Source organism: Streptococcus oralis, assembly GCF_001579175.1.
Lineage (GTDB): Bacteria > Bacillota > Bacilli > Lactobacillales > Streptococcaceae > Streptococcus > Streptococcus oralis_O.
The window spans coordinates 1-18257 of record NZ_KQ970763.1 but is presented as its reverse complement, the minus strand read 5'-3'; the positions used below and the strand labels follow the sequence as shown (position 1 = coordinate 18257).

18 protein-coding genes and 1 tRNA gene are annotated in these 18257 nt (G+C 39.2%); 18 read left to right on the top strand and 1 reads right to left on the bottom strand.

Going from position 1 to position 18257, the window contains the following annotated elements; translation table 11 throughout:
* The first annotated feature begins 28 nt into the window (after positions 1 to 28).
* The 12 genes from tkt (at position 29) to gap (ending at position 13196) form a co-directional block, all read left to right on the top strand.
* A complete protein-coding gene (gene tkt / locus SORDD24_RS10350) occupies positions 29 to 2005 on the top strand; it encodes a transketolase (protein ID WP_061410143.1) in 1977 nt (658 codons plus the stop codon).
* A 128-nt stretch (positions 2006 to 2133) separates the two neighbouring features.
* Positions 2134 to 2454, top strand: a complete 321-nt coding sequence (gene yajC, locus SORDD24_RS10345) for a preprotein translocase subunit YajC (RefSeq protein WP_025168480.1) — start codon at positions 2134 to 2136, stop codon at positions 2452 to 2454.
* Between the two features lie 48 nt (positions 2455 to 2502).
* Positions 2503 to 2946: a low molecular weight protein-tyrosine-phosphatase gene (locus SORDD24_RS10340; protein WP_061410140.1), complete on the top strand. Its 444-nt coding sequence runs from the start codon at positions 2503 to 2505 to the stop codon at positions 2944 to 2946.
* Positions 2933 to 3346, top strand: coding sequence for an MORN repeat-containing protein (locus tag SORDD24_RS10335; protein WP_061410138.1), 414 nt, complete (start codon positions 2933 to 2935; stop codon positions 3344 to 3346). The genes SORDD24_RS10340 and SORDD24_RS10335 overlap by 14 nt, the downstream gene beginning before the upstream one ends.
* 296 nt (positions 3347 to 3642) lie before the next feature.
* Positions 3643 to 6294: a bifunctional acetaldehyde-CoA/alcohol dehydrogenase gene (gene adhE / locus SORDD24_RS10330; protein WP_061410136.1), complete on the top strand. Its 2652-nt coding sequence runs from the start codon at positions 3643 to 3645 to the stop codon at positions 6292 to 6294.
* Between the two features lie 124 nt (positions 6295 to 6418).
* Positions 6419 to 7339: a helix-turn-helix domain-containing protein gene (locus tag SORDD24_RS10325; RefSeq protein ID WP_061410134.1), complete on the top strand. Its 921-nt coding sequence runs from the start codon at positions 6419 to 6421 to the stop codon at positions 7337 to 7339.
* 153 nt (positions 7340 to 7492) lie between these two features.
* Positions 7493 to 7783 carry a hypothetical protein gene (locus SORDD24_RS10320; RefSeq protein WP_061410132.1) on the top strand — a complete coding sequence of 97 codons (291 nt, stop codon included), beginning with the start codon at positions 7493 to 7495 and terminating at the stop codon, positions 7781 to 7783.
* A gap of 490 nt (positions 7784 to 8273) precedes the next feature.
* Positions 8274 to 8858 carry an ABC transporter ATP-binding protein gene (locus tag SORDD24_RS11065; RefSeq protein ID WP_196757299.1) on the top strand — a complete coding sequence of 195 codons (585 nt, stop codon included), beginning with the start codon at positions 8274 to 8276 and terminating at the stop codon, positions 8856 to 8858.
* Between the two features lie 11 nt (positions 8859 to 8869).
* Positions 8870 to 9673 (top strand): hypothetical protein, encoded by an 804-nt coding sequence (locus SORDD24_RS10310; RefSeq protein ID WP_061410130.1) that lies wholly within the window; start codon positions 8870 to 8872, stop codon positions 9671 to 9673.
* Positions 9674 to 10057: 384 nt separating this feature from the next.
* A complete protein-coding gene (locus SORDD24_RS10305; protein WP_061410128.1) occupies positions 10058 to 10741 on the top strand; it encodes an ABC transporter ATP-binding protein in 684 nt (227 codons plus the stop codon).
* Positions 10710 to 12011, top strand: coding sequence for an ABC transporter permease (locus tag SORDD24_RS10300; RefSeq protein ID WP_196757298.1), 1302 nt, complete (start codon positions 10710 to 10712; stop codon positions 12009 to 12011). Before SORDD24_RS10305 ends, SORDD24_RS10300 begins: the two co-directional genes overlap by 32 nt.
* Positions 12012 to 12188: 177 nt before the next feature.
* Positions 12189 to 13196 carry a type I glyceraldehyde-3-phosphate dehydrogenase gene (gap, locus tag SORDD24_RS10295; RefSeq protein WP_000260681.1) on the top strand — a complete coding sequence of 336 codons (1008 nt, stop codon included), beginning with the start codon at positions 12189 to 12191 and terminating at the stop codon, positions 13194 to 13196.
* A gap of 78 nt (positions 13197 to 13274) precedes the next feature.
* Here the strand turns inward: gap and SORDD24_RS10290 are convergent, their stop codons facing one another.
* Positions 13275 to 14150 (bottom strand): RluA family pseudouridine synthase, encoded by an 876-nt coding sequence (locus tag SORDD24_RS10290; RefSeq protein ID WP_081103590.1) that lies wholly within the window; start codon positions 14148 to 14150, stop codon positions 13275 to 13277.
* Between the two features lie 86 nt (positions 14151 to 14236).
* Here SORDD24_RS10290 and pbp2a point away from each other — a divergent pair, with 86 nt between their 5' ends.
* From pbp2a to SORDD24_RS10260, 6 genes are all read left to right on the top strand, one after another.
* Positions 14237 to 16432, top strand: a complete 2196-nt coding sequence (gene pbp2a, locus SORDD24_RS10285; RefSeq protein WP_061410125.1) for a penicillin-binding protein PBP2A — start codon at positions 14237 to 14239, stop codon at positions 16430 to 16432.
* A 52-nt stretch (positions 16433 to 16484) separates the two neighbouring features.
* Entirely contained in the window at positions 16485 to 16637 is a 153-nt protein-coding gene (gene rpmG / locus SORDD24_RS10280; RefSeq protein ID WP_001809375.1) for a 50S ribosomal protein L33, read from the top strand.
* 9 nt (positions 16638 to 16646) lie between these two features.
* On the top strand, positions 16647 to 16823 hold the full coding sequence (gene secE, locus SORDD24_RS10275) for a preprotein translocase subunit SecE (RefSeq protein ID WP_000505776.1): 177 nt from the start codon (positions 16647 to 16649) through the stop codon (positions 16821 to 16823).
* 57 nt (positions 16824 to 16880) lie between these two features.
* Positions 16881 to 17417 (top strand): transcription termination/antitermination protein NusG, encoded by a 537-nt coding sequence (gene nusG / locus SORDD24_RS10270; protein WP_000376732.1) that lies wholly within the window; start codon positions 16881 to 16883, stop codon positions 17415 to 17417.
* A 120-nt stretch (positions 17418 to 17537) separates the two neighbouring features.
* A complete protein-coding gene (locus SORDD24_RS10265) occupies positions 17538 to 18011 on the top strand; it encodes a hypothetical protein (RefSeq protein WP_061410123.1) in 474 nt (157 codons plus the stop codon).
* 64 nt (positions 18012 to 18075) lie between these two features.
* Positions 18076 to 18147: transfer RNA gene (locus SORDD24_RS10260), tRNA-Glu, on the top strand.
* Positions 18148 to 18257 lie beyond the last annotated feature (110 nt).

Sequence of the window (18257 nt, the reverse complement as noted above, 5' to 3'; positions counted from 1 at the left end):
TAATCACCTCAAAGAGAAAGGAAATTCTATGTCAAATCTATCTGTTAATGCAATTCGTTTCCTAGGAATTGACGCTATCAACAAAGCCAACTCAGGTCACCCAGGGGTGGTTATGGGAGCAGCTCCGATGGCTTATAGCCTCTTTACAAAACAACTTCGCATTAATCCAGCACAACCAAACTGGATCAACCGTGATCGCTTTATCCTCTCAGCAGGTCATGGCTCTATGTTGCTTTATGCCCTTCTTCACCTTTCTGGTTTTGAAGATGTTAGCATGGATGAGGTCAAGAACTTCCGTCAATGGGGTTCCAAAACGCCAGGTCACCCAGAATTTGGTCATACAGCAGGAATTGATGCTACTACTGGTCCTTTAGGTCAAGGGATTTCGACTGCCACAGGTTTTGCCCAAGCAGAACGTTTCCTAGCAGCAAAATACAATCGCGAAGGCTACAATCTCTTTGATCACTACACTTATGTAATTTGTGGAGATGGAGACTTGATGGAAGGTGTCTCAAGTGAGGCGGCTTCATACGCAGGTTTGCAAAAACTCGACAAGTTGGTTGTCCTTTATGATTCAAATGACATCAACTTGGATGGTGAAACAAAGGATTCCTTTACTGAAAGTGTTCGTGACCGTTACAATGCCTACGGTTGGCATACAGCCTTGGTTGAAGATGGGACAGACTTGGAAGCAATCCATGCTGCTATCGAAACAGCTAAAGCTTCAGGAAAACCATCTTTGATTGAAGTGAAGACTGTTATTGGATACGGTTCTCCAAATAAACAAGGAACTAATGCGGTACACGGTGCTCCTCTTGGAGCAGATGAAACTGCGGCTACTCGCCAAGCTCTCGGTTGGGACTATGAACCATTTGAAATTCCAGAACAAGTTTATGCTGATTTCAAAGAAAATGTTGCAGATCGTGGCGCATCAGCTTATCAAGCTTGGACAAAACTAGTTGCTGATTATAAAGAAGCTCATCCAGAACTGGCTGCAGAAGTAGAAGCCATTATCGACGGACGCGACCCAGTTGAGGTAACTCCAGCAGACTTCCCAGCCTTAGAAAATGGTTTCTCTCAAGCAACTCGTAATTCAAGTCAAGATGCTTTGAATGTTGTAGCTGCCAAGTTACCAACTTTCCTAGGTGGATCAGCTGACCTCGCTCACTCAAACATGACTTACATCAAAACGGATGGACTTCAAGATGATGCCAATCGCTTGAACCGCAACATTCAGTTTGGTGTTCGTGAATTTGCAATGGGAACGATTTTGAACGGGATGGCCCTTCATGGTGGACTTCGTGTATACGGTGGTACTTTCTTTGTCTTCTCTGACTATGTGAAAGCAGCTGTCCGTTTGTCAGCCTTACAAGGACTTCCTGTGACTTATGTCTTCACCCATGACTCTATTGCGGTTGGTGAAGATGGTCCAACTCACGAACCAGTTGAACACCTAGCAGGTCTTCGTGCTATGCCAAATCTCAATGTTTTCCGTCCAGCAGATGCGCGTGAAACTCAAGCAGCTTGGTATCTTGCCGTGACAAGCGAAAAAACACCAACTGCCCTTGTCTTGACACGTCAAAACTTGACTGTTGAAGAAGGGACAGACTTTGGCAAGGTTGCTAAAGGTGCCTATGTTGTCTATGAAAGTGCAGCAGACTTTGATACCATCTTGATTGCAACAGGTTCAGAGGTGAATCTCGCTGTCGCAGCTGCCAAAGAATTGGCTAGTCAAGGTGCAAAAGTCCGTGTAGTCAGCATGCCATCTACAGATGTCTTTGACGCACAAGACGCAGCTTATAAAGAAGAAATCCTTCCAAATGCAGTTCGTCGTCGTGTTGCAGTCGAAATGGGAGCAACCCAAAACTGGTACAAATATGTTGGTCTTGATGGTGCAGTTCTCGGTATTGATACCTTTGGAGCATCTGCCCCAGCACCAAAAGTATTGGCAGAGTATGGATTTACTGTTGAAAATCTAGTCAAAGTTGTTCAAAACTTGAAATAATCACAAAAATCAGAGTGAAAACTCTGATTTTTTATAACCATAAAAACAAGGTACAACCTTGTAAAAGTAGCTGAAATTTGATATAGTAGTCCTATGTAAAATACAAAGGAGAAAATACTATGGAAAATATTAGTCCAAATTTAACATTTGTGATCATGCTTGTAGGTATGTTTGCCTTGATGTTCTTTATGCAACGTTCTCAAAAGAAACAAGCTCAAAAGCGTATGGAAAGCTTGAACAAGCTTCAAAAAGGCTATGAAGTGATCACAATCGGTGGACTCTACGGAACAGTGGATGAAGTAGATACTGAGAAACGAACAATCGTACTGGACGTAGATGGTGTTTATTTGACTTTTGAATTAGCTGCTATCAAGACAGTGTTGCCACTCAAAGAAGCTGTGACACCAGAAGGAGCAGTTATCGACGAAAGTGGAGCAATCGAAGAATAAAACGGGATTCTATCACTCCCGTTTTTCTATGATATGAGAGGAAAAGGGATGAAAAAAATAGTATTTGTGTGCTTAGGAAATATCTGTCGCAGTCCTATGGCAGAGTTTGTGATGAAGTCCATGACGAGTGATTATCAAGTTGAGAGTCGTGCAACTTCGTCTTGGGAACATGGCAATCCGATTCATAAGGGAACGCAAGGGATTTTCCAGCAGTATCAGATTCCTTATGACAAAGACAAAACATCGCTTCAGATTGGCAGAGAAGACTTTGAGTCGTTTGATTATATTATCGGTATGGATGCTTCAAACGTTTCAGATTTGCGTCAAATGTGTCCTCAGGGACAAGAGCACAAGATTTATGCTTTTGCATCTGAAAGTGTTCCAGATCCATGGTACACAGGAGATTTTGAGGAAACCTATGCGCGCATCACAAGTGGATGCCAAAGCTGGTTAGACCGTTTAGAAAATGAGAGTGACAATGGAAAAGTTTAAAGAAATCTTCGAAAAATATCGAGTATATCTAACTCGCCCGCGTATAGAGATTGCAACCGTTCTGCTAATCGCTATCTGTGCCGTGTCAGTTTTTCTACTAAACATACCAAAAAAAGGAGTACTGACACTTGACAATGGTGCGCTTGTTTATGATGGAACCTTGGTAAGAGGAAAGATGAATGGTCAGGGGACTATGACTTTTGAAAACGGGGACCAATACACAGGAGAGTTCAATAATGGGGCTTTCAATGGTAAAGGAACCTTCCAGTCCAAATCTGGCTGGAAATACGAAGGCGATTTTGTAAACGGCCAGGCCGAAGGTCAAGGGAAATTGACAACCGAGCAAGAAGTTGTCTATGAAGGAAGCTTTAAACAAGGCGTTTTCCAACAAAAACAATAACCTCCTGATTAGGAGGTATTCTTACAGACGAAAAAGAAAGCGCTTACCAGAACACTTGTTAGAGAAGAATCCTCAATGTAGAAAAAGTTTGTGAAATAAAAATATTTTTATTCTAATTTCACAATCATTAGAGTAAAATCCCGTAGCACCGCGATATTGATAATAAATTCACAAATGAATAAAATTTCTTTGTGAAATCTACATGAAACTGTTTACAAAGTCTGAAAAAAGAGTTATAATAAACTTGTGAAAAAATTAACAAAGGATTTAAATCCTTTAAGGCTATGGAGGAAAATATGGCTGATAAAAAAACTGTAACACCTGAGCAAAAACAACTCGCTGCTGAAAAGCATGTAGACGGACTAGTACAAAAAGCTTTGGTTGCGCTTGATGAAATGCGCAAGTTGAACCAAGAACAAGTTGACTATATCGTAGCGAAAGCTTCAGTTGCAGCTCTTGATGCACATGGTATCCTTGCACAACATGCAGTTGAAGAAACTGGTCGTGGTGTATTTGAAGATAAGGCTACAAAAAACCTTTTTGCCTGTGAACATGTTGTGAATAACATGCGCGGAGTTAAAACTGTCGGAGTTATTGAAGAAGATCCCGTTACAGGATTGACTAAGATTGCAGAACCTGTCGGTGTTGTGTGTGGTGTCACTCCAACAACGAACCCAACATCAACAGCTATTTTCAAATCATTGATTGCTTTGAAAACACGTAATCCAATCGTGTTTGCCTTCCACCCATCAGCTCAAGAATCTTCTGCTCACGCAGCACAAATCGTTCGTGATGCGGCAATCGCAGCTGGAGCTCCTGAAAACTGTGTTCAATGGATTACAGAGCCATCTATGGAAGCAACTGGAGCGCTTATGAACCACGAAGGTATTGCGACTATTCTTGCAACTGGTGGGAATGCCATGGTTAAGGCTGCTTACTCATGTGGGAAACCAGCTCTTGGGGTAGGTGCCGGAAACGTTCCTGCCTATATCGAGAAATCAGCTGACCTTCGTCAAGCTGCCCATGACATTGTGATGTCTAAATCCTTTGATAATGGTATGGTCTGTGCATCAGAGCAAGCGGTTATCATTGATAAAGAAGTATATGACGAATTTGTAGCAGAATTCAAATCATACCACACTTATTTTGTAAACAAAAAAGAAAAAGCCCTTCTTGAAGAATTCTGTTTCGGCGTTAAAGCAAACAGCAAAAACTGTGCTGGTGCTAAACTAAATGCCAACATCGTTGGTAAACCAGCTACATGGATTGCAGAACAAGCAGGATTCAGCGTTCCAGAAGGAACAAATATCTTGGCTGCAGAATGTGCAGAAGTAGGACCAAAAGAACCATTGACTCGTGAGAAATTGTCACCAGTTATTGCTGTCCTAAAAGCTGAAGACACAGAAGATGGTCTTACAAAAGCTCGTCAAATGGTTGAGTTTAACGGACTTGGTCACTCAGCAGCTATCCATACAAAAGACGAAGAGCTTGCTAAACGCTTTGGTACAGAAATCAAAGCTATGCGTATTATCTGGAACTCTCCATCTACTTTCGGTGGTATCGGTGACGTTTACAATGCCTTTATCCCATCATTGACACTTGGATGTGGTTCATACGGACGCAACTCAGTTGGTGATAACGTGAGCGCTATTAACCTTCTAAACATCAAGAAAGTAGGGAAACGTAGAAATAATATGCAATGGTTTAAAGTTCCTTCAAAAATTTACTTCGAACGCAATTCTATCCAATACCTTCAAACATGTGAAGATATTGAGCGCGTTCTGATTGTTACAGACAAATCTATCGAAAAACTTGGCTTTGTTCAACGTGTTATTGATCAATTGAACGCACGTAGCAACCGTGTAACTATTCAAGTCTTCTCAGATGTTGAACCAGATCCAGACATCACAACTGTAGAACGTGGTGCTGAAGTGATGAAAGCATTTGAACCAGATACAATTATCGCTCTTGGTGGTGGTTCTCCAATGGACGCAGCGAAAGTGATGTGGCTCTTCTACGAACAACCAGAAATCGACTTCCGTGACTTGGTTCAAAAATTCATGGATATCCGTAAACGTGCCTTCCGCTTCCCATCACTTGGTAAGAAAGCGAAGTACATCGGTATCCCAACAACTTCAGGTACAGGTTCAGAAGTAACACCATTTGCCGTTATCTCTGATAAGAAAAACAACCGCAAATACCCATTGGCTGACTACTCATTGACACCAACGATTGCGATTGTTGACCCTGCTTTGGTTGAATCAGTTCCAGACTTCATCGCAGCTGACACTGGTATGGACGTCTTGACTCACGCTACTGAAGCCTACACTTCAAACTTTGCCAACGACTACACAGACGGTATTGCGCTTCAAACAATCAAACTTGTCTTTGAATGGTTGGAAAAATCTGTTAAGACAGCTGACCCAGAAGCACGTGAGAAAATGCATAATGCTTCTACAATGGCTGGTATGGCCTTCGCCAATGCCTTTCTTGGTATGAGCCACTCAATGGCCCACAAGATTGGTGGTGTTCACCATACTGTTCACGGACGTACAAACGCAATCTTACTTCCATATGTTATCCGTTACAACGGAACTCGTCCATCTAAGACGACTACATGGCCTAAATACAACTACTGGAAAGCTGATGAGAAATTCCAAGACATCGCGAAAATGCTTGGCTTGCCTCACTCAACTCCAGAAGAAGCAGTTGAAGCATACGCTAAAGCTGTTTACGAACTTGGTGTTGCAGTAGGTATCAAGATGAACTTCAAGGATCAAGGAATTGATGAAAAAGCTTGGAAAGACAGCTTGCATGAAATTGCCTTGCTTGCTTATGAAGACCAATGTTCACCTGCTAACCCTCGCTTGCCAATGGTAGCTGACATGGAAGAAATCATGGCAGATGCTTACTATGGTTATGCAGAACGTCCAGGACGTCGTAAATAATCGTTTATCAGCCTAGAGACAGGAGAAATCCTGTCTCTTTTTTGTACATTTTTTTGAAAAATGGTATAATAAGCGTATATATTTATTTGAACATCAAACATTTTTATGGCATTGTGAGGAAGACATGGGACAAGTGAATGAATTAGGAGAGAAGGTACGAATCCTTAGAGAGGAGAAAGGTCTTAGTCGTCCAGTTTTTTGTGGGGATGAGTCAGAGTTGTCCGTTCGTCAGTTGGTCCGCATCGAGAAAGGAGAATTTCGTCCTACGATAAAAACACTAGAATACATTGCAGATAGGCTAGGCATTCCATCCTATGTCTTGATGCCAGACTATAAGGAATTACCCAAGCGTTACCAAGAATTAAAATACTTTCTTCTTCATCATCCTGACTATGGAGACAAAGAGTTGCAGGAACGAAAGGAAGAATATTTTGATGAGATTTTTGAATGTTTTTATGATGATTTGCCACGTGATGAGAAAGTGATAGTGGATTGTCTTCAAGCTATAGATGAGGTGAGGGCGACTAGTAATTCCTTATACGGAAGTAGTGTGATTGAGGGCGGTCTTCAAGACTTACTGTCCAGAGATGTATATAAAGCCGAGGACTTTTTGAAATTGAGACTGTATTTCAACTGTCAGTTAATGGATGGTTTAAATGTGGGCGAGATAAAAGAATCTGAGCATGAAACCATTCTTTGTTTTCATGACAAACTAATTTCTCAGGTTGATAAGATAGAGTTCGATTGTTTGGACTTGCTTAGAGATTCCTTGTTAGCTTCTTTAGCTTGTATAGAAATTATGGGGCTGTTTCATTATTTTAAGAGAGCAGTTGAGACCTTAAATAAAATAGGACAGAAAACACGAGATTTTCAAAAACAACCAATTGTCTTGATGCTTGAGTGGAAATATTATATTCAGATGGATTATGAAACAGCCAAACAAAAGTATGAAGAAGCAAAAATGATGGCGAGAATGTTTGGCAATGAGCAGTTACTCATTAGTTTAGACAATGAATGGGCTGAGGACCTAGAAAGATATCTTTAAATGCTTTATAGGAGTGACATTTCTGTCATTGGAGGAATGTCGCTTTTTTGTTAAAATGGATTCATAATAAAGAGAAAGGAATTTACTATGATTAAAATACTGATTTTTCTATTTATCACGGGTGGGTGGTGGACTTGAGTTTAGAGGAATGATATGCTAGAATTTGAAAGAATAAACAATGTTTTATTGACTGGCATGTCAGAAGTAGGAGATGTACTGCTCATTCGACAAACATTATCAAATCTTATTCAAGTAGAAATAAGAGTTAATGGCTATTTAATGGATCTGATTACAATAAAACCCCAAAAGTTAAAAATTTATCCTTTAGTAGGCATTAAAAAAAATGCACTTATTCTCGTTCAAGAAGTAAGTGTAGGACTGGATATGACGTTAGAGAATAACAGGACATTTAGGAATTTTAATTTTTTTAGAAGATTAAAATAAGAATCAAAGAAAAGGAGAAAAATATATGTGGCGTTGGGTATGGAGAATTGTAAGATGGATTTTAATTAATTTACTATGGGAAGCTCTCTGGGGCTGGGTAAAACAATGGTTTAGTAAATAGGAGGAATTGTTATGTGGCGTTGGGTATGGAAAATTGTAAAATGGATTTTAATTAATTTAATGTGGACAGCTATGTGGGCTTGGGTTGCACAGTGGTTTAGTAAATAGGAGGAATTGTTATGTGGCGTTTCGTATGGAGAATTATTAAATGGATTATTATTGACTGGATTTTAAGAGCAATTTGGGGCTGGGTAAAACAATGGTTTAGTTAATAACAGATGATAAATAATTTCTATTAGAAATTACTAGAATGATTATAATTGAATAAAAAAATAATTGATAGTTATGTCTCGGTTTGAAAATGGGCATTCTCAAAAAGATTATAGACATAACTATCAACTATTTTAATTATAATATAAAAGGAGAAAAAATGAAAGTAGAAAACATTTCGTATCGGGTAAACAGTCGTATACTTTTTGATAATATTTCTTTTGATACTTCAAATTCAGGTCTCACACTGATTACTGGGAAAAATGGTGCGGGGAAGTCAACATTATTAAAAGTATTACTAGGAATTGTTCAACCATATTCTGGCTCAGTGATTTCTGACGAAAAGGTTAGCTATGTTCCAGATTCTTCGGACAACTATTTCATCGGTTTATCTCCTAATTTATTATTCGAATTTTTACAGAAACAATTTTTTATTGAAACAAATTTGTTTGAAAAACGGTTAAGAGAATTACGAGAACAATTTTATTTGAATGAGAAATTGATGACGCAAACAATTCAATCATTGTCATTAGGAGAAAAGAAAAAAGTAATGCTTATAGCAGCATTTTTATTGGATTCTGATTTGTATGTTATGGACGAGCCTTTATCGGGATTAGATCAAATTTCGGTTGAAAATCTTATTCATTTGATTGAGCAAAAGATAAATCTAGGTAAACACTTTATTATTGTAAGCCACGAGAGACAGGAAATTTTACCGACAGTTGATCAGATTATTTCTTTGTAGAGGGAAATTGTATGGAAAAGTTTTATTATTCTATTACTCTGTTGTTCCTATCACGGCAAGGATACTGGAACGATTCGAATAATGTCAAGGAATTATCGCTAATTCAATTGACTTACAAATATTTTTTATCTTCTATTGCCTTGGTTTTTATTTTTTTGATTGCTAAATCAGAAATTTATAATATATTAAAAGAAAATCAAATTTGGGGAATCTTATCATACTTTGAATTAGCAACAATATTGGTTCCTGCAATTCTGTTATTAGGAATACTTTATGAAAATATTTATGTTTTAAAAACTAAAACAGAAAGTACAATGAGGATATTTTTCAATATAACAGGGAGAGAATTTTGGAAAATAGTATTCTTTAAGAATTTAATTCTAGTTTTGCCCATCTTAGTAATTATTTTTTTCTATAATATTTCTTTAGGAATATTTGCGTGCCTACTTGTTTTTTTACTTAATAATATATTTTTTATACCGAAAATCAGGTATGTTAGACCAAGATTTAAAAAATCGTTCAGTATGTCCTATTTATTATCTGTTGTTGATGGCTTGACAATGTTTAAAGCGATTACTATACCTGTGTTTTCAACTTTTATGTTTATGTTCATGTGGTTGGTTTTACCAGATTTTTTAGGAATTGATACCACGAATAAAGTGATGATATTGAATACAGCTTTATTCTCAGGGACAGTATTTTTTAGCAATAAAGGGATAAATTTTTATTTTCTTACTTTAAATAAGGATTTCCCTTATCTGAAGGCTGTGGGAATCAATCTTAATAAATTTATAAAAAAAGAATTTGGTCTTTAAATGTTATTAGTATCTTAGTTCCTGCGACCTCACTATATTTCTTTTTAAATTATCTGGGGTACGGTTTTATAGATATTTTCCTATTTCTTTTCGGAGTCTTTCTAGCATACTTTTTATGCCAAGGAATACAAATGATAGAGGTATTACTATTTCGAGAATATCATTTTCGAGATGCGAAAGAGCTAGAAGCTTTTTCGCTCCCTTTAAAGATGAGGGTGACAATGTATATTATTCGTTTTCTACCAATCCTAGTCTGTCTTTTGGTTAACCAAATAAGAATATTCGGTTTTTTGACTCAGATTTTCTTAAATATAATTTATATTGGTATTGTTTATTTTAGTTTGTATCGGTACACGATAACACAAGTGATTAAAGGAGATTATAATGTCCATTTTATCCATGAAAAATATTTCAAAATTTTACGCTTTGGACGGCAAACATAAAGAACAGGCTCTAAGAAATATTAACCTGCAGATTTCTGAAGGAAAAATTACAGCGATTTATGGTCCGTCAGGCTGTGGCAAAACCAGTCTACTGAATATCATCAGTGGTCTTGATAGGGAGTACGAGGGAGTTTTAGATTTTAAAGGGGAGTCTCTCAGAGAACTATCGGAGATTGAATTGACTCAATTTCGCAAAGACAACATTGGGTTTGTCTTTCAAAACTTCAATCTCATCCCCCATCAATCGGTTCTGGATAATGTCAAGTTGCCTCTCTATGTCAAAGATTTATCGGATAAAGAAATGACAAGGATCGCTCAGGAGCAACTTCATAGTCTAGGGATGGAGCCTTTTATGGCTAAGAATGTAAAACAGCTTTCTGGTGGGCAAAAGCAACGTGTAGCCATTGCACGTGCTCTGGTAAACCAACCAGATATGATTGTAGCTGATGAGCCGACTGGATCACTCGATTCTCAATCTCAGGAGATGGTTTTGGAAGTGTTCAAAAGTTTGGCCCAAGCTGGGAAAACAGTACTGATTGTTACTCATAACCCAGAGGTTACTGAATACGCAGATGTGATTATCAAAATGAAGGATGGTGAAGTCGTTGAAGAAGTCAAAAAATAAAGGATTGTCCTTTAAAAACAAATTCAAACTTTCTTTAAGTAACTTTTTAGAAAGAAAGTGGCGTAACTTGTTGATTGCAGTAGCAACCTCGATTGGTTTTGTAGGCGTGTTGATTTCTTTTGGTCTAGGAAATGCCTTGATTTCAATGATTGATGAAAATACCAACGGTGGCAAGCTTCCTTCCCAAGTTCAGATTGCACTGAATTCCAGTGTTGCTGGCAGAGGTTTTCTAAACCAAGATGATAAGAACTACATCACAGATACGATTGGGAAAGAAAATATTAAATATCTAGAGAGTCCTTTTGGTATGACCATGTCAAAGATCAGCATAGACGGACACGAAGTGGATTTTAGCCAAGCCCTGCCTTCTTATGCTCAGGTTGTGAGTTTATATGAAGATACAAGTATTTCTGTTAGTAGCAATGAAAAAGAAAAAGTGCTAGCAGGCTCTCTTTATACGGATGTTAACGAGGAGGGATTGACGATTCCGATGAGTTTGCTCAAAAATTGGAATGAACAAACCGGGAACAATCTGACAGCTAGTGATGTGATTGGCAAACCAGTCTCGGCAAGCATTGTAGAAAATGCTGCTGAAGGTAGCAAGTTGGCAGGTTTTCAGACTCATATTGTGCGTGTCATCAATGACGAAGATGATACAGAAGATAGTAATAGTTTTATGGCTCCCAAGCAGATGGAAACGATTTTAAAAGAAGCTGAATTCACAAAGGCCGTATCCTATTTTATTTTGGAGCTTAAAGACCCATCTCGTACGAAAACAGTAACAGAAGAATTGCAGAAAAATAAGAAGTATACAGTTCTCTCTCAACAGGCTGTTCTTGATATTGTGATTACCTTTATTCGTGTCATCCAAGGACTACTGATTGTGCTTTCTTCACAAGCGATTGTGGTGGCAGCAGTTATGATAGGCATCATCATTTATATCAATATTATGCAACGTTCTAAGGAAATCGGTGTCATGAAGGCTGTTGGCTATCAAAATAGAGATGTGAAAGGAATCTTTATCTACGAAGCTCTTTGGATTGTAGGAATTGCCTTGTTTATAGCTTTCATCATTGCTCAAGGGATAGGCAGTCTAGCGAATGTTATTGTTCACCATTTCTATCCATCAATCTCTAAAGTTTTTGAATTAAATCTTCTCTCTATTTTAGGGACCTTCATTTTTGCTTTGTTTCTTGGCTATATTTCTGCCTTCTTCCCAGCACGTAAGATTAGCAAAATGGATCCAGTGGAATCCTTACGCTATGAGTAGAGAAAGAAATTACAGAGGCATCCTATTAAAAAGAAACTGACATAGAAAATCAAGGTCAGCACTTGCAATTAAGCTCAAATAGTTATATAATAGGTTCGTTGAAAGGTGATTTGTAGTGATTCAAGTTACTCTTTTCACAATAAAAATTTCATGATTTTCATAAGGAGGAAATCACTAATGGTAGTTAAAGTTGGTATTAACGGTTTCGGCCGTATCGGTCGTCTTGCTTTCCGCCGTATCCAAAACGTAGAAGGTGTTGAAGTTACTCGCATCAACGACCTTACAGATCCAGTTATGCTTGCTCACTTGTTGAAATACGACACAACTCAAGGTCGTTTCGACGGTACTGTAGAAGTTAAAGAAGGTGGATTCGAAGTTAACGGTAAATTCGTTAAAGTTTCTGCTGAACGTGATCCAGAACAAATCGACTGGGCTACTGACGGTGTAGAAATCGTTCTTGAAGCAACTGGTTTCTTTGCTAAGAAAGATGCAGCTGAAAAACACCTTAAAGGTGGAGCTAAGAAAGTTGTTATCACTGCTCCTGGTGGAAACGACGTTAAAACAGTTGTATTTAACACTAACCACGACGTTCTTGACGGTACTGAAACAGTTATCTCAGGTGCTTCATGTACTACAAACTGCTTGGCTCCAATGGCTAAAGCTCTTCAAGACAACTTCGGTGTTGTTGAAGGATTGATGACTACTATCCACGCTTACACTGGTGACCAAATGATCCTTGACGGACCACACCGTGGTGGTGACCTTCGCCGTGCTCGTGCTGGTGCTGCAAACATCGTTCCTAACTCAACTGGTGCTGCTAAAGCTATCGGTCTTGTAATCCCAGAATTGAACGGTAAATTGGACGGATCTGCACAACGCGTTCCAACTCCAACTGGATCAGTTACTGAATTGGTAGCAGTTCTTGAAAAGAACGTTACTGTTGATGAAGTAAACGCAGCTATGAAAGCAGCAGCTAACGAATCATACGGATACACTGAAGATCCAATCGTATCTTCAGATATCGTAGGTATGGCTTACGGTTCATTGTTCGACGCAACTCAAACTAAAGTTCTTGATGTTGACGGCAAACAATTGGTTAAAGTTGTATCATGGTACGACAACGAAATGTCATACACTGCACAACTTGTACGTACTCTTGAATACTTTGCAAAAATCGCTAAATAATTCATGAGTCGATAAAAGCAAGACTAATAGGTCTTGCTTTTTCTATTTTTAGATAAAACAAAATGGATGATTTAGCGGTCATCCATTCTTTTTTAATTCTCTCTCAAATGTATCAGAAAGGGAAGTGAAGCTCAACTTTTCTAAGGTGAGTGGATGGGTAAGGGATAGTCGGAAGGCATGGAGCATGAGCCGGCTTGTCTTTGATTGACTATTATAGAGAGGGTCGCCTAGGATAGGGTGTTTATGGTGAGAGAGGTGAACACGGATTTGATGGGTTCGACCTGTCTTTAGCTTGCAACGAACAAGAGAAGTCTTATTAGGAAATTGTTTTAATCGACTTAACTGTGTTTCAGCATATTGCCCATTTTTGGAATCTACCACTCGTTTTCTGCGATCGTGTCGATCACGACCAATTTTATCTCGGAAGATAAGTTCTTTACTCCCTACTTGCCCCTCTACGAGTGCCCAGTACTCACGAGCGATTTCCTTTTTCTCCAACAAACGATTGAGAATGGGAAGGATAAAAGGATTTTTAGCGAAAAGCACTAAACCGCTTGTTTCCATATCCAGACGATGAACAACATAGCAAGTTTGACCAACGTAGGCAGAGACGTGGTTGAGAAGGGCGATTTCATCTGGTTGATTGCCGTGAGTTTTCATGCCTTCGGGTTTGTTGACAACAATGAGATGTTGGTCTTGGTAAATCTCTTGAACGAGGTCTGGCTTGCCCCAAAGAATTTCCTTTGTGGGATAGTCCTCCTCGTCAAAAGTCAATTGGCAAATATCCCCTGGCTTGACCATCTCGTTCCAGTGAACTTGTTTTTGATTGATCAAGATGCTCTTCTTGATTCTTAGAAAATGGCGGATCTTTCTAGGAATGAGGAGTTGTTCCTCTAGGAATTGCTTGACCGTCATTTGAGGCAGGGATGATGGTAATGTAAATGTGAATTGCATACAGATATTGTAACAAAAAAAGGTCTATTTGGATAGGGAATAGCTAAATTCTTGAGTTCCTATGGTGAAGATGATAAAATAAACGCATGAAATTAGATAAATTATTTGAGAAGTTCCTTTCTCTTTTTAAAAAAGAAACGAGTGAATCAGCAGAGTCTGATTCTACTAGTATGCGTCGTTCACGGAGCGATAGAAAAAAATTAGGCCATGTAGGTCCGATTCGGAAATTTTGGCGTCGCTATCATTTAACAAAAATTGTTCTTATCATCGGATTGAGTACAGGATTGTTGGTGGGCACCTATCTGTTTGCCATAGCCAAGTCCACTAATGTCAATGACTTGCAGAATGCCTTGAAAACAAGAACTCTGATTTTTGACCGCGAAGAAAAAGAGGCAGGCGCCCTATCCGGTCAAAAGGGAACTTATGTTGAGCTGACAGATATTAGTAAAGACTTGCAGAATGCCGTCGTCGCGACAGAGGACCGTTCCTTCTATAAAAATGACGGGATTAACTATGGTCGCTTCTTCCTAGCTATTGTCACAGCAGGTCGTTCTGGAGGCGGTTCTACCATCACCCAACAGTTGGCGAAAAACGCCTATCTGTCTCAGGACCAAACCGTTGAACGGAAGGCCAAGGAGTTTTTCCTAGCTTTAGAATTGACAAAAAAATACAGTAAGGAGCAAATCCTTACTATGTACCTCAATAACGCTTACTTTGGGAATGGCGTCTGGGGTGTAGAGGATGCGAGTAAGAAATATTTCGGTGTATCGGCTGTAGAATTAAGCCTTGATCAAGCGGCAACTCTAGCTGGGATGCTCAAGGGGCCAGAGTTGTATAATCCTTTGAATTCCATTGAAGATTCAACTAACCGCAGGGATACTGTATTACAAAATATGGTTGCGGCAGGCTATATTGATAAAAATCAAGAAACGGAAGCAGCTGGAGTAGATATGGCTTCTCAACTCCAAGATAAGTATGAAGGTAAGATTTCTGATTATCGTTATCCATCCTATTTTGACGCGGTTGTCAACGAGGCAGTCTCTAAGTACAATCTAACAGAAGAAGAGATTGTCAACAACGGTTATCGAATCTATACAGAACTTGACCAAAACTATCAAGCAAACATGCAGGTTATTTACGAAAACACTGCGCTATTTCCAACGGCAGAAGACGGAACGCATGCTGAATCAGGTAGTGTTGCTCTAGAGCCTAAAACGGGTGGAGTGCGTGGAGTTGTTGGTCGCGTAGCTGGTGATGACAAATCAGGCTTCCGTAATTTTAACTATGCAACTCAGTCTAAACGCAGCCCAGGCTCGACGATTAAGCCTTTGGTCGTTTACACTCCAGCCGTGGAAGCTGGATGGGCTCTGAACAAGCAACTGGACAACCACACCATGCAGTATGACAGTTATCAAGTAGACAACTATGCGGGCATTAAGACTTCTCCTGAAGTACCTATGTATCAAGCCTTGGCAGAATCACTCAACCTACCAGCGGTTGCGACTGTAAATGATTTGGGGATCAATAAGGCTTTTGAAGCTGGAACGAGATTTGGTCTGAATATGGAGAAAGTTGACCGCGTTCTCGGAGTTGCCCTAGGTGGAGGAGTAGAGACAAATCCTCTCCAAATGGCACAAGCCTATGCAGCCTTTGCTAACGAAGGTCTGATGCCCGAGGCGCATTTTATCACTCGTATCGAAAATGCCAGTGGACAAGTCATTAAGAGTCATAAGAACTCTCAAAAACGAGTGATTGATAAGTCGGTAGCCGATAAAATGACTAGTATGATGCTAGGAACATTTACTAATGGGACAGGGATTAGTTCATCGCCAGCAGATTATGTCATGGCAGGGAAGACAGGTACTACTGAGGCTGTTTTCAATCCGGAATATACCAGTGACCAGTGGGTGATTGGTTATACTCCAGATGTGGTAATTAGCCACTGGCTCGGCTTCCCAACAACAGATGAGAACCATTATCTAGCAGGTTCGACCTCTAATGGCGCTGCCCATGTCTTTAGAAGCATGGCCAACACCATCTTGCCTTACACTCCTGGCAGCACCTTTACGGTTGAGAATGCCTATAAGCAAAATGGTATTGAACCAGAAAATACTAAGCAGCGAGTCGTTGAAAATGAAACAAATCAGACGGAAGATCCGCTAGGAGATATTCGTAGTCGTGCCCAAAATCTTGTAGATGAAGCAGGCCGGGCAATTTCAGAAGCCAAGATAAAAGAAAAAGCCCAGACAATATGGGACTCAATCCTCAATCTATTTCGCTAATAGGCTTGTCAAAGCCTAGGTTTCTTGTTATAATAGATAAGATGGAGGCGTTATGGCACTAAAAAAAGCAAGCCTAGCATGTGCAGTTTGCGGTTCAAGAAATTACTCAATCAAAATTAGTGGGAACCCCAAGCCAACACGACTAGAAGTAAATAAATTTTGTAAACATTGTGGAAAATATACGACACATAGAGAAACGAGATAGGAGAGAACGATGGGTTTTATTAAGGATATTTTTAAACTTCTTAAAGAAACAACTTGGCCAACTCGCAAAGAAAGCTGGAGAGATTTTCGCTCTATTATGGAATATACAGCCTTCTTTGTGGTCATCATTTACATTTTTGACCAGTTGATTGTTTCAGGTTTGATTCGATTTATTAACATTTTTTAGAAGAAAAGTGGAAAACTTCTGCTAGATTTCTTCTATATATGTATGAAAGGAAATATCATGGATAGTTTTGACAAGGGATGGTTTGTCCTACAAACTTATTCTGGCTATGAAAATAAGGTAAAAGAAAATCTATTGCAACGTGCGCAAACATATAACATGTTGGATAATATTCTTCGCGTTGAGATTCCAACACAAACCGTGCAAGTTGAGAAAAATGGAAAGAAAAAGGAAGTTGAAGAGAATCGCTTTCCAGGTTATGTCCTTGTAGAAATGGTCATGACCGATGAAGCATGGTTCGTCGTTCGAAACACACCTAACGTAACAGGATTCGTCGGCTCACACGGTAACAGATCAAAACCAACTCCACTATTGGAACAAGAAATCCGTGATATTCTGGTTTCAATGGGACAAACTGTTCAAGAGTTTGATATTGACGTTGAAGTTGGCCAGACAGTCCGCATCATTGATGGTGCTTTTGCAGACTACACAGGTAAAATTACTGAAATTGATAACAACAAAGTGAAGATGATTATCTCTATGTTTGGTAATGATACGATTGCAGAAGTGAATCTCAACCAAATTGCAGAATTATAACCCCAGAGAGGCTTTGCCTCTCTTTTTATGTGCTGTTGAGGGAGGAAGAAGTATAAAATAGAGGAAGTAGACCCAGGAGCTCGCGCATTTTGCTAAACTAAATGCAGAAAGGAGAGGTCTATGAATCTAAAAGACTTATATGAAGAAAGCAAGGGAATCGTCCATAAGTGTCGCAAAGATTATCATTTGCATCTGTGGGAGAAAGAGGACTGGGACCAAGAAGGCATGTTATGTCTGTATGAGCTGGTGAATCTCAACCCAGAGTTACTAGAGGGCGAGCGTCATCAACTATATGTCTGTTTTAAAACAAAGTTTAGAAATCGTATCCTAGATTACATCCGTAAACAGGAAAGTCACAAGCGCCGTTTCGACAAAGAACCCTATGAAGAGGTGAGTGAGATTAGCCATCGTCTAGGAGAAAAAGGACTCAGGCTGGACGATTATTATCTCTTTCACGAACTTCTAAAGAATTACAAATCAAAGCAGAGTATGGAAAAACAAGAGTTAATAGACCGTCTCATGGGAGGAGAAGTCTTTAGAGGACGTAAAGCTCTACTAAGAGAACTTTCCCCTATCTTTTCAGAATTTCGGTAAAGATGAAAAAAGTCCTTGACAAAGGTAAAAAAGTCGGTATAATAGAAAGAGTTGAAAAACTCAAGGTCCGTTGGTCAAGGGGTTAAGACACCGCCTTTTCACGGCGGTAACACGGGTTCGAATCCCGTACGGACTATGGTGTATTGCGGTTAAAAAAACTTGAAAAAAGTTTTAAAAATCTGTTGACAGAGACAGATGGCTGTGATATACTAATATAGTTGTCGCTTGAGAGAATGAGTGACAAAG

Coding starts and splice junctions, on each gene's coding strand:
- tkt (WP_061410143.1), top strand. CDS start 29: ATGTCAAATCTATCTGTTAATGCAATTCGTTTCCTAGGAATTGACGCT.
- SORDD24_RS10340 (WP_061410140.1), top strand. CDS start 2,503: ATGAAAAAAATAGTATTTGTGTGCTTAGGAAATATCTGTCGCAGTCCT.
- SORDD24_RS10335 (WP_061410138.1), top strand. CDS start 2,933: ATGGAAAAGTTTAAAGAAATCTTCGAAAAATATCGAGTATATCTAACT.
- adhE (WP_061410136.1), top strand. CDS start 3,643: ATGGCTGATAAAAAAACTGTAACACCTGAGCAAAAACAACTCGCTGCT.
- SORDD24_RS10325 (WP_061410134.1), top strand. CDS start 6,419: ATGGGACAAGTGAATGAATTAGGAGAGAAGGTACGAATCCTTAGAGAG.
- SORDD24_RS10320 (WP_061410132.1), top strand. CDS start 7,493: ATGCTAGAATTTGAAAGAATAAACAATGTTTTATTGACTGGCATGTCA.
- SORDD24_RS11065 (WP_196757299.1), top strand. CDS start 8,274: ATGAAAGTAGAAAACATTTCGTATCGGGTAAACAGTCGTATACTTTTT.
- SORDD24_RS10310 (WP_061410130.1), top strand. CDS start 8,870: ATGGAAAAGTTTTATTATTCTATTACTCTGTTGTTCCTATCACGGCAA.
- SORDD24_RS10305 (WP_061410128.1), top strand. CDS start 10,058: ATGTCCATTTTATCCATGAAAAATATTTCAAAATTTTACGCTTTGGAC.
- SORDD24_RS10300 (WP_196757298.1), top strand. CDS start 10,710: ATGGTGAAGTCGTTGAAGAAGTCAAAAAATAAAGGATTGTCCTTTAAA.
- gap (WP_000260681.1), top strand. CDS start 12,189: ATGGTAGTTAAAGTTGGTATTAACGGTTTCGGCCGTATCGGTCGTCTT.
- SORDD24_RS10290 (WP_081103590.1), bottom strand. CDS start 14,150: ATGCAATTCACATTTACATTACCATCATCCCTGCCTCAAATGACGGTC.
- pbp2a (WP_061410125.1), top strand. CDS start 14,237: ATGAAATTAGATAAATTATTTGAGAAGTTCCTTTCTCTTTTTAAAAAA.
- rpmG (WP_001809375.1), top strand. CDS start 16,485: ATGGCACTAAAAAAAGCAAGCCTAGCATGTGCAGTTTGCGGTTCAAGA.
- secE (WP_000505776.1), top strand. CDS start 16,647: ATGGGTTTTATTAAGGATATTTTTAAACTTCTTAAAGAAACAACTTGG.
- nusG (WP_000376732.1), top strand. CDS start 16,881: ATGGATAGTTTTGACAAGGGATGGTTTGTCCTACAAACTTATTCTGGC.
- SORDD24_RS10265 (WP_061410123.1), top strand. CDS start 17,538: ATGAATCTAAAAGACTTATATGAAGAAAGCAAGGGAATCGTCCATAAG.